This window comes from Methylobacterium sp. B1, assembly GCF_000333255.1.
Lineage (GTDB): Bacteria > Pseudomonadota > Alphaproteobacteria > Rhizobiales > Beijerinckiaceae > Methylobacterium > Methylobacterium fujisawaense.
In genome coordinates this window covers 1-10,653 of the sequence record NZ_BACT01000547.1, presented here as the reverse complement: position 1 = coordinate 10,653, position 10,653 = coordinate 1, and the positions used below count along the sequence as shown (strand labels likewise).

The window sequence follows — 10,653 nt, the reverse complement described above, 5'->3', positions numbered from 1 at the left end:
ACCAGCAGCGTCCGGGCCCCGTCGACGATCTCGCCCTCGATCTGGGCGTTGCGGCCGAAGCCCTTGGGCTTCTTGCGGATATACTGCATGGGCAGCATCATCCGGTCGGCGATCCAGGCCGCGAAGGGGATGCCGGCGGTCTCGCCGCCCGCGATGTGGGTGAGCTTCTCGTAGCCGATCTCGCGCACGATCGTGGCGGTGGCGAAGTCCATCAGCGTCGAGCGCAGCCGGGGGAACGAGATGATCTTCCGGCTGTCGGTGTAAACCGGGCTTGCCCAGCCGGAGGTGAACTTGAACGGCTCGTCCTTGTAGAAGAGGACGGCACCGATCTCGAGGAACATCTTGGCCGCCTCGCGGGCGATGACGGTCCGGTCGAGGGGCAGGAAGGGGCTGGTCATGCGGCGTGCGCGCTCCGCTTGAGGCGCTCTCCGGGGCCATGAGGACCGGTCCGGCCGGGGAGCGCGCGTGAAACTAGGGCCTGACCGCCCTCCTCCGCCCTGTCTCCGCCAGCGTCAACCCTGATCGCGGCGCTATCCGCGCCTCATGCAGGCTTGCCGGACCGCAGATGCGCGAGGTGGCGGATGGCGAGCGCGTAGCCGTGCGTCCCGAACCCCGCCAGAACCGCCGTGGCGGCGAGCGAGATGTAGGAGTGGTGGCGGAAGGCCTCGCGCCGGTGGACGTTCGAGATGTGGCACTCGATCACCGGCACCTCGCAGGTGTTGAGCGCGTCGAGGAGCGCCACGGAGGTATGGGTGTAGGCGCCCGCGTTGATGACGATACCGGCCGAGCCGACCCGGAAATCGTGGATCGCGTCGATCATCACGTGCTCGGCGTTGCTCTGGCGGAAATCGACCGTGAGCCCGAAGCCGGCGGCGGTCTCGCGGCACAGGGCCTCGACGTCGGCCAGGGTGTCGCGGCCGTAGATCTCGGGCTGGCGCTTGCCGAGCAGGTTCAGGTTCGGCCCATTCAGGACCAGGATCGTGTCGTTCATCGTGTGCCTCGCGGCCGGAAGAGGTGCGGCAAGCGCCGGCGAGACACAAGTCCGTCGGGACACGGGTCCGGGCTGTCATCCGGCCCGAGATGTCCCGCAGACGGATCTGCCGCCCGCGCCGGGCGGTTCAGATCCGGCTTGCGCGGCGCTATCCGGGATTCCGAATTCCAAGAGGCAGGGAGGACAGGCGGATGGCAGGATCCCGGAGCGAGGTGCCCGTTGTGATCGCGGTGGCAATCACCGGCTCCGTGCCGCGCAAGACCGACAACCCGGCCGTTCCGGTCACCGTCTCCGAGCAGGTCGAGTCGACGCATCAGGCCTTCGAGGCGGGCGCCACGCTCTGCCACATCCACGTGCGCAACGACGACGAGTCGCCCTCCTCCGACCCGGACAAGTTCGCCGCCGTGCAGGCGGGGCTGCGCGAGCACTGCCCAGGGATGATCGTGCAGTTCTCCACGGGGGGGCGCGGGCGCGATCCGGCGGCCCGCGGCCTCTCGCTCAAGCACCGGCCCGACATGGCGTCCCTGTCCACCGGCTCGGTGAACTTCCCGACGATCGTCTACGAGAATTCTGCCTCAATCCTGGATCGTTTAGATTGTGGGCGAAACGGCCAAGCAACCATTGTATGCTGTAAGCTGCTGTTTGATGCGCTCCAGTGAAAGCAAGATCAACTGAGAACCCTTCATCTTCGAAGATCGAGGTGAGTCCTTCGCGTGTCGCATTGAAGAAGTGCGACGGATACCCATGCACAGGCTGCAAAAATGGCCAATCAATAAAAACTTGTCCGCCGGGTTTCAGCATTCGACGCATTTCCTGAACGACAAGCCAGGGTTTTCTGGTATGCTCCAGGACTGCGAAGCACCCAATGCCGCGGAGAGAAGCGTCTCTTATGGGATATCGACAATTTGGCTCGACTATAAGGTCCGCAGATACTGATGGATATACCTCAACATAGAGGACATTATCCAAAGTGACCGCGCGTCTGCCGCAGCCAAGATCCATGAATAATTCGTCCGGCAAAGCTTTTGCTAAATTATCAAAGCTCTCGACTGAGTGATTTGCGCTTTCTTGTGCATAATCTTCAATATTAAAGTGCTTATCCGTCGTGTATACCGGAAAGCTCGGCGGATCTATATTGTCGTATGGCGCCGACAAGATTTCACGAAAGCGCTCGTATTTTTGATCTCGGGCGATAGACATCATCATCCGATCTTCAAGTATGCTTTGTTATAGCCACCCTTATCCCACCGCTATCATGGCGGCTTAAAGCCTGTCGATATAATTTTTCAACTTGAGGTTGCGACGAGAGCATCTGCCATGGCCCAACCATAGGTAGCTACGTGGGAATTCGGCACACGCATCTGATGCACAAAGGCTTTTCGGCACTGTTGCCAATTGCAGACACCGATCGACTTTTGCCATGTGGACGACGTGAGAGGTCAAGATAGGCACCTCATCCGCAGTGAACCTATTGCAAGAGCCGATTCAAACTCGTTGAACCATCTATGCGCGGTTGCTTCGAAGGAACCCTATTTTTCCTTCGAATGCCCAATCGGTGATGGCGGAAAATCTTTGCTTTATGACAAGGCGTCAATATTTAGCTTCCGTTGCCACTTGTAGGGTGCCTACGACATTTGATCGTCACTGATTTTGTGACTGGGTGTATAGCCCGTGCGCTCAAGGTCCGAAGGTCCGGCACGACGCCAGAGTTTTAGGACGCTTGTGATGGCTAAAAGGCGAAAATTTCGTCGCGGATCGGCGGCACCATCGACGATGCGGTGACACCGCTGTCGTCGACGTCGGCAGTAAAGCGGTGTCTCTGAGGTTAAGTTGATCACCGTATCGCCTTCGACCTCCCCGCCGACCCACATGTTCGATAGCGGTTCGTCCGTCCAGCGGCTGACCGAGTGTGCCCCTGTCCCAGAATCCCTCTCGTTTTCGGCGTCCATTTTCCTTCTGCGGCCGGGCCCGTTTCGCCGTGTCCCTTAATCATCTGGTTTTGGTTGACGGACCTGGGATCGTTGGCACCGTGCGAAGATGCAGCGCGTCGCCATCTACGCCAGAACGTCGACCGACAAGGGTCAGACGACCGAGAACCAGCTCCGGCAGTTGACCGAGGTGGGACTGAGGCTCGGCTGGACGGTGGTCGCCGTCCATACCGATGCGGGCGTGTCCGGCACCAAGGGGCGGGATCGGCGGCCGGGCTTCGATGCCCTTCTGCGTGGGGTTGCCCGCCGGGAGTTCGACGTCATCGCCGTCTGGTCGATCTGTCGCCTGGGACGCTCGCTCCAGGACCTCGTCGGCTTCCTCGCCGAGATCCAGGCCCGCGGGGGCGGCCTCTACTGCCACACCCAGGCGCTCGACTCGACGACGCCGTCCGGCCGGGCGCTGTTCGGGATGATATCCGTCTTCAGCGAGTTTGAGGGGTCGATGATCCGCGACCGAGTGCTGGCTGGGCTGGAACGCACAAAGGCGAAGGGGACGCGCCTCGGACGACGGCCCCTGGAGGAGAGCAAGGCCGAGGCGGTCCGCACGCTGCTGGCATCCGGGGTCGGCATCCGCGAGACGGCGCGCCGAACCGGTGCTGGCACCTCGACCGTGCAGCGGGTGCGTGCGGCGATGACAGCCAAGCAGGTTGTCGACGACGCTGGGTGACCGTCTGTGTCGACGTCAGCGTTGGGGGACGTCGATCACATTCAGGCGCGCTTGGTGCCGATGCCCAAGGTTCGACGGGGAGCATTCTTCGTCCGAACTCGATATCGGTCCTATGCGGGTGTCGGTTACAAAGATTGCATCCTCCCTTTTGGCCTCTCATCAACTCGCGCCACCGCATTCGTTGTTTGCCACACGGCCCGCGCGCGGCTGCCGTCCGGGTGGCACGTAGCTACCCTCCGCAATCTTCTTGGCCTTTTCAGCGGCTCGCCGCTTCTGACCCCGCGCAGCCTCCTTCTCTCGTCTGCGGGCATCCCGCTCCTTCGCAGTTTCGATGTCGATGTCGACAGCTCCTTTGTGCTTTGAAGTCGGCCGCTCGATATCGAGTATGCCCGCCTCCGGCACCGAGACTGTGACGACGTCCGTGTATCCGGACCCCGAGAGGCGGGCCCGCAGCCGATTCGCCTGCGACTGGTTGTAGACGTACACGTCGTAGGGCCCGGCATATTTGGGTTCGCGGATCATGCCCCGAGTGACGAACTGGTAGATGTCTTCGTCCTCGCGGGCCTCGCAGATGACGTCGTCGCTGATCTGGAATACATCGATGATTGGCCCGTCGCTCGGTAAGGCCTTCGCCGAGTAGATGATCGCACAGGCTGTATGGTGAATAAGGCTGTTCGTCCCGGCGACACGAGGGTTGCAATTCTCGCCAGGGAATCGGTGAACGAAGTATGGGCGCAATTTATCATTGCTGGTCCAGTATCCACTGAATGCGATGGCCTCCAAGTGCCTGGATATTTGGACGAGGCAGTAACTGCCTGTCTCCGTATCCCACCAGGAAGTTGAGCCTTCGTGCGTGGCATACCAGTGGATCCGGATTTGGGGCTGTCCCTCGCGGGCGACTCTGACCGAATCGAACGTGATCCGCACTCCACCGTCGCGTGCAACCGCACGTTCGGCTATGCTGCCCCGGTAGCTGGCTGCTGCCACTGTCAGACTGGCGCAGCCGCGAAGCGCGGCGATCGACCACAGAGATCGCCAAGGGATTTTTTGGTTACCGACCGCAGCGTCCTGCCAATCCGCGAGGCAAACCTCGACCGTGCGCCCGCGGGACTCGGCGATCCGGTGTAGCGGAAGGAGATCGGCACTGACGTCGGCGGTGAGCTGCCCTAGGCCGAGATCGATAGCGTCAGGGCGGCACTCAAGGCGCGACCAGCCTTCCTCAGCCGTGGGGACCAGGGAGTAGCGCTTCGACATGCTCGGCCAGCTCGCCGCAAGCCCGACCGCGCCTGCTAAAACGGCGCCCTCCGGCAACTCGTCAAGTTTCACGTGCCATCCATCGACGTCGTTTCGACCCAAGCCCATCAGGCCGGTGTGGGTACAGACGACGACGAGGTGCGGGTCGGTGCGCTCAAGTGCCTCGCGCAGCCGCCGATCGATGTCGCCACGCACGGACTGGTCCGAGTGGATGACGAGGATCTCCGGTACGTCGTGGTCTCGCAGTCTCACGGCGTGCTCGTCGCACAGGTCTGTTCGTGGCGCGGCGACAAGGTAACGCCCGGGCGTCTGCGCGATCTCTGCGAGCATCGCCATCGTCTTCCCGCTGCCCGGTGGTCCTTCGAGGATGGTGCAGTTGATGTCGACGTCGTGTTGTGTTGCTTTTTCTAAATCCGTCCGATGCATGTCTATAAGAGTATGAGTGGATGGATTTGAATATAGCGCGTCGAGCGACCGATTTCTTTTCCGAGATGTCGTAATTAATGAGACCTCGATGAGAAAAGCAGCGGTGGATGCAAGGCGCCGGAGCGGCGAGCGCAGTGCGGTCGCCAGCGGAGATCGCCGAGCGCAGTGGCGGGCGCGGCCCGCCCTGCCATATTCATGGTGTGATGTTTCCGGATCAATCCTTTAGCGGCGCCGAACGCGCCGCGACAGGATCTCACGACGCCGCGCTCCTCCCGCCCGAGCCCTCCGGCCTCACCCGGTTCCACGCGCCGCCGATTTCGAAGCGATCGGCCTCTCCGTCATCGAGACGATGAAATCTCGATTGGCCCTTTTCTCGAAGCCTACACCCTTTGAACCACTGCGCCGCAGGCGCCCACACGGGCAGTGGATGAAGATCGATCGTTCGCAATTTAGAGTACGCACATAATCACAGAAAAATATTCGCGGCCAACTTGCACCGGCATACGCCGTAGAGGAACAATACCAATTTCGTCCTGAATACAGTTTGCCTCATATCCGATCAGCATGAACATAGAGAGTATCGTTGACTAGTTGGAAACATGGGGCATTCGAGAGAATGCGACTATCGAGGACTATCCGGGCAGTGGGGCCCCGGCCGGTACGTTCACCCTGACCGAGGACCGGGTGCTCGAATTTAAGCTCCGGTTCCTGTGATCTCCAACGCTGAGATTCGCGTGCTCCTCGACCGGACTACGCTCGCGATCCGGGACAGGCGATCGATTGACGCGCTCGAATTCCTTGCTGCTGATCATCGCGTCGATCACACGCCGCGGGGCGAAGCCCCCCGACATCTGTCGACGTTTGTTGTGGCGGTGATCCGCTGTTTTTTCGAACTGCTCGGCATGCGGCCCCGTCGCCTTATGATAATTTTGGATCGAGTTAGTTTGTGCTACCTCTCGTGTGATACCAAGCTTTGGATGGAAACGCCTTGAAACTGTTGAGTCTCTGTCTCGCCCCTGGTGCTCTACTCGCTCTTTCCGCCCAGGCGATGTCTCTCCCAGCCGCCATGTCCCCCGGAGCGAAGGCAGTCGCGAGCCGGTGGGAGAAGCTGGATCAGAAGTGTCGCGGTGAATCCGGGGACAAGCCCTCGACGATGAAGGCGTGCGATCAGCGAGAAACAGTCGGTGCCCAAATGAAGCCTCTCGGGTGGTGCCTGGGCAAGACTGGGCAAACCACCGCTGAGCAGGACTGGCATCGTTGCGCCAAGGGCTCGATCAATCTGGACGGCACCGAGTACGTCGTGAAGAGTGCGGCGCCTGTCCCGGCAGCCGGTGGCAAGGGCATGTACACCGAGGCGCTGAAGGGCACCTGGGCCAGCACCGGCCAGACCTGTAAGGCCGCGCGCGACATGGACCAGAGCCTCTTCTTCAACGGCCTGAAGCTCCAAGCCGAGGAATCCGACTGCATCGTCATGGATTCGAAAGAGGCGGGAACCGTCGTCCGGCTGAAGCTGATGTGCGTCAGCGAGGGGGAGCGGATGTCCTCGAACGAAGCCATCAAGTTCAACGCCGACAAGACGATTGGCTTCCGTCACGACACGTTCCGGAAGTGCTCAGGCTGAAAAGATACCGGCAGCGGGCGACGCGGTCCGTCTTAACGACTGGGCGTTGACCCGAAGAGTCCGCCGAGGACTATTTAAAATGCAAAATTAAAGTGTGGCTCTGGCGGAGAAATTTGCCGGGGATTTTCGTTTGAGAGTTTCGAGATGCGCTTCTGGAGGCTCGCACAACCGGGCCAGCCGTCTGAGCTATCCTGGTGGCGAAAATCGCCCCACGGCCGTCCTGGGCCTTCCCTGGCCACGCTAGGGGTCATCCTGATGCGCCTTACTCATATGGTGCTGACAACCGCGCTGCCATGATCTCGACGATCTCAAGCACGCGGCCATCGAGCGTAGCCCAGACGAGTTTGCCACCCTTGCTGGCTTCGGCGTTGTGCCGGAAGACATGGCTTCGCGCGCTGGCGGTTAGGGCTTCAGTGACGACGTAAACGACGTACTGCGCGCGGTGCTCCAGGCTCTTCATCTTCTTGTATTCGTTTGGCGTGAGTTCCACCACCAGATCGCGGCCGCTGAGACCCTTCACCTCAACCTTCAGCAGCGCCCCGGTGGGAGCCGTCACGTTCAGGTCCCAGCCGACTCCATCCTTCTCTACGGAATCGACGACCTGAGACCCGCCATCGATCGATTCGTAGTAGGCGGTCGCGTGGCGAACCGCAGCAAGCTCGATCCGCTTGCGCAACTCGGGATCAGTTTGGCGCTTTGGGCTTTTCGATCCGCCCTTCTTCGTCGCGGTGAACACACCGCCTCCCGCGATATATGCCGCGACCCTCGCCCGGAACTCATCCTTTCCGCCATACCAGACCGGGCTCTGGCCCAGATTGCCTTCAGCCTTCTCCGTTGGAATGATGAACTGGCGCCGATCGACTGACAGCAAGGTTGCGTCATCGGCTGGTGCAGTGATCTGGTAGACAACATCAAAGCCGCGTTCACGTGTCAGCTTGATATGATCGTTGTTTCGGAACACCGTCGCGTTCTTGTACCATCCGACGATGTAGGTTTTCTTGTTGCTGGGATTCCGGGCAATCCACACGACCGTCACAGGTGCGATCAACTCATCGGACGTAGCCCCGCCAAGGTTCTTGAGATTGATCCGCGCCGCGCGTGGAACGTAACCATAGACGCTGTCGCGCAACGGTTTAAAGTTGAAGACTTCGTGGCCGATGTTTCCATCCTTCAGATAGCCATGGCCGCCTACGGGTTGATCATCGGCAGTCGCACCAGCATAGTTCTTCATCCATCCGATATTGACGAAGACCATCGGTCCTGCGGTCATGGTACCTGTCCGGCTGCTATGTCGAGCTAAGCTGACCAATACCTGCTATCGAGGTGGAGGGAAGCCATCTTTCATGCGGAGCCACAGCGTTCGTGAGAGTCTGTTTCGCAGAACCCATTCCGGCGGTCTTCGAATCGATCCGCGGCTTAGACGCGGCTGTCACAGCGCATCTCGACGGCCACCCTCTTTTGGCAGCCGATCTGATCCGAGCTGCCGATCGCCCGGAGATCCTTGCCTGGGCTGACACTATGTGGGGCACCGGAGGTCCATGGAGCGGACCGCGCTCGACTCCCGACATTCCGGCCGCCAACCGCCTGAAACCTCGGATGCCGAGCACAGCCGCCAAGCTGGCGATCATCCGCCGGGACGGATTCACGTGCAGGTTCTGCGGCGCTCCGGTGATTCTGCCTGATGCTCGTAAGGCCCTGATGCGCCACTATCCGGAAGCAGCTCGATGGGGTTTGACCAACGCCAGCCGACACGCCGCGCTCCAGGTGCTCGAACTCCAGTGGGATCACGTTCTCCCGCATGCCAGGGGGGGCAGCAGCGATCCGAGCAACGTCCTGGTGACCTGTGCCCCATGCAACTACGGTCGCGGCCAACTCACATGCGAGGAAGTCGGTCTGTCAGATCCGTGGCTTCGGCCTCCGGTCAAATCAGACTGGGATGGCCTGTCGCGCCTGCTGAAGCAGGCAGTCGTCAACGTCTAGTTACGGCGCAGGCTTTCGGTTAGCGTTGCGGGAAACTGGGGCGCCACGGGCGTCGATGGCGTGGAAGGATACCGAATGCGCGCGTTCATCGCCGGAGCGTTGGCGCTCTCCCTGCTGCCGACGCCGTCCTACGCGCTGTCGCCGGAAACGCAGGTGATGGCGGCGTTCGCTGGGGTCATGTCGTTCGTGTCGAACAAGTGCCCGGATCTGACCGTCGATATACCGGCGCTGAACGCGGCGGCAACTGAGCGCGGCATCGACATCAAGGTCCTGATGCAGGATCCCGAGTTCATGGCCGTGCAGCTTTCAGTATTCCGGGGCATGATGAAGGAGCAGGATCGCGCATGTGCCATGGCCCTGACCAACTTCGGGCCGAACGGGACCAACATCCCTGGGCTGATTCATCGATGGTAGAATCCTTGCCCGCGCGTCTCCCGCGCTGGTAGACGGCCAACCATTCAGTCGGTGAGGCCCACTATGAAGATGAAGGGCATCCTCAATCCGAACCGGCCCACGAGGGCGAAGCGCTTGATCAAGGGGCTGTCCGAATTCGCAGCAGAGCGTGAAGCCGCCCAGCGTGTCGAGGAAGGCCGGAAGTACATCGAGGTCAGTAACCACGAGCGGATCGGCATCGATCAGCCCCACGCCCCGAACCAGGAAGTGCATGCCCACCTGGAGAACGGCAGGGCGGTGACGAAGAGTGGCAAGCGCAGCCATGGTGGGGAGCCCTTCACGCTCTCCCGCGCACAGGCGGCTGCCCTGAGGAAGGCCAACTTCAAGATCCCGGACAACCGGCTCATTGAGAGCGAGGGCCAGCCGAAGGTCACGGTTCGCCTGGATCCCGCGCTCATCGAGTTGCTGAACGAGATGAAGAAGAGCTTGGGATAGAAAAAAAGCCCGCCGGTCTCGCGATCGGCGGGTTTCTCTCGTTTCGGAGACTTGAATCAGGCGGCCTTGCTGCCCCGACCGGCACGCTTCGACTGGCCGCCCACCTGTCCGAGGCCGATGGACCGGGCCAGTTCCGAACGCATCTCGGCATAGCTCGGGGCGACCATGGGATAGTCCCTCGGGAGGCCGAAGCGTTCGCGGTAGCTCTCCGGGGTCAGCCCCTTCGAGGTGAGATGGCGCTTCAGCGTCTTGTAGGTCTTGCCGTCGATGAAGCTGACGATGCCCTCTGCCTGGACCGACTTGCGGATCTGGGCGGGCGTGACCTTCGTCACCTCTGGAGCCTGTTCGGCTGCGACAGGGGCAACGCCAGAGCCGAGATTGGCGATTGTCTGGTGCACTGCCCGGATCAACTCGGGCAGCTCGTTAACTGGCAGAGAATTGTTCGAGATGTAGGCGGCGACGATTTCGCCAGCCAGCTTGACCGCATCGAACGGTTGGTCGGAATCTTCCGGAGTCATCTTAGGAACTGCTCAGGTTTAAGCTTGGGGAATGCGCTGTGGGGCGAGCTAAACTAGATTAGTATATTGGGGTCGGAATCAACCCCCAGTCGGTGAACGGCCGAAAGAAAAACCCACCGGGCCTGGGGCTCAGCGGGTGAATTCGATCTTCGCAGGCGCATCAGGCCCTTCGGTCGTAGCCCACATTGCGTGGGGCTTGGGACTCAAGCATGCCCCGGAAGACCTCCATCGCCTTCTCACGGGTCCCGAACTTGAGCACCGTGGACTGATGATTCAAGAGCGCCNTCACGTCGAGGATCAGATCCCCGGCCCCGTGCATG

At 61.1% G+C, this 10,653-nt stretch carries 10 protein-coding genes and 2 pseudogenes; 6 read left to right on the top strand and 6 right to left on the bottom strand.

Going from position 1 to position 10,653, the window contains the following annotated elements; genetic code table 11:
* Both I53_RS16145 and aroQ read right to left on the bottom strand, forming a co-directional pair.
* Positions 1–398: pseudogene (locus I53_RS16145) on the bottom strand (orotate phosphoribosyltransferase); the annotation flags it as partial.
* 143 nt (positions 399–541) lie between these two features.
* Complete coding sequence (gene aroQ / locus I53_RS16140) at positions 542–991, bottom strand: type II 3-dehydroquinate dehydratase (RefSeq protein WP_043352489.1); 450 nt, start codon at positions 989–991, stop codon at positions 542–544.
* A gap of 191 nt (positions 992–1,182) precedes the next feature.
* Between aroQ and I53_RS16135 the strand changes: the two are divergent.
* Positions 1,183–1,584, top strand: a pseudogene (locus tag I53_RS16135) (3-keto-5-aminohexanoate cleavage protein); the annotation flags it as partial.
* Here the strand turns inward: I53_RS16135 and I53_RS36150 are convergent.
* Positions 1,490–1,993 carry a class I SAM-dependent methyltransferase gene (locus I53_RS36150; RefSeq protein WP_374701334.1) on the bottom strand — a complete coding sequence of 168 codons (504 nt, stop codon included), beginning with the start codon at positions 1,991–1,993 and terminating at the stop codon, positions 1,490–1,492. The pseudogene I53_RS16135 and the gene I53_RS36150 sit on opposite strands and share 95 nt — an antisense overlap.
* 1,035 nt (positions 1,994–3,028) lie before the next feature.
* On the opposite strand from I53_RS36150, the gene I53_RS16130 reads away from it, so the two are divergent.
* On the top strand, positions 3,029–3,646 hold the full coding sequence (locus tag I53_RS16130) for a recombinase family protein (RefSeq protein WP_043352487.1): 618 nt from the start codon (positions 3,029–3,031) through the stop codon (positions 3,644–3,646).
* Between the two features lie 159 nt (positions 3,647–3,805).
* Here the strand turns inward: I53_RS16130 and I53_RS16125 are convergent, their stop codons facing one another.
* Positions 3,806–5,236, bottom strand: coding sequence for a hypothetical protein (locus I53_RS16125; protein ID WP_148291159.1), 1,431 nt, complete (start codon positions 5,234–5,236; stop codon positions 3,806–3,808).
* A 1,243-nt stretch (positions 5,237–6,479) separates the two neighbouring features.
* Here I53_RS16125 and I53_RS16120 point away from each other — a divergent pair.
* A complete protein-coding gene (locus I53_RS16120; RefSeq protein WP_148291158.1) occupies positions 6,480–6,947 on the top strand; it encodes a hypothetical protein in 468 nt (155 codons plus the stop codon).
* A 262-nt stretch (positions 6,948–7,209) separates the two neighbouring features.
* On the opposite strand, the gene I53_RS30455 is transcribed toward I53_RS16120, so the two are convergent.
* Positions 7,210–8,217, bottom strand: coding sequence for a DUF3883 domain-containing protein (locus tag I53_RS30455; RefSeq protein ID WP_083936074.1), 1,008 nt, complete (start codon positions 8,215–8,217; stop codon positions 7,210–7,212).
* Between the two features lie 92 nt (positions 8,218–8,309).
* Here I53_RS30455 and I53_RS31380 point away from each other — a divergent pair, with 92 nt between their 5' ends.
* From I53_RS31380 to I53_RS16105, 3 genes are all read left to right on the top strand, one after another.
* Entirely contained in the window at positions 8,310–8,927 is a 618-nt protein-coding gene (locus I53_RS31380) for an HNH endonuclease (protein WP_148291157.1), read from the top strand.
* 75 nt (positions 8,928–9,002) lie between these two features.
* Entirely contained in the window at positions 9,003–9,341 is a 339-nt protein-coding gene (locus I53_RS16110; RefSeq protein ID WP_043352480.1) for a hypothetical protein, read from the top strand.
* A gap of 63 nt (positions 9,342–9,404) precedes the next feature.
* Positions 9,405–9,815, top strand: a complete 411-nt coding sequence (locus I53_RS16105) for a hypothetical protein (RefSeq protein WP_043352477.1) — start codon at positions 9,405–9,407, stop codon at positions 9,813–9,815.
* Between the two features lie 56 nt (positions 9,816–9,871).
* Here I53_RS16105 and I53_RS16100 read toward each other — a convergent pair whose 3' ends face one another.
* Positions 9,872–10,333, bottom strand: a complete 462-nt coding sequence (locus tag I53_RS16100) for a MucR family transcriptional regulator (protein WP_043352475.1) — start codon at positions 10,331–10,333, stop codon at positions 9,872–9,874.
* Between the last annotated feature and the right edge of the window lie 320 nt (positions 10,334–10,653).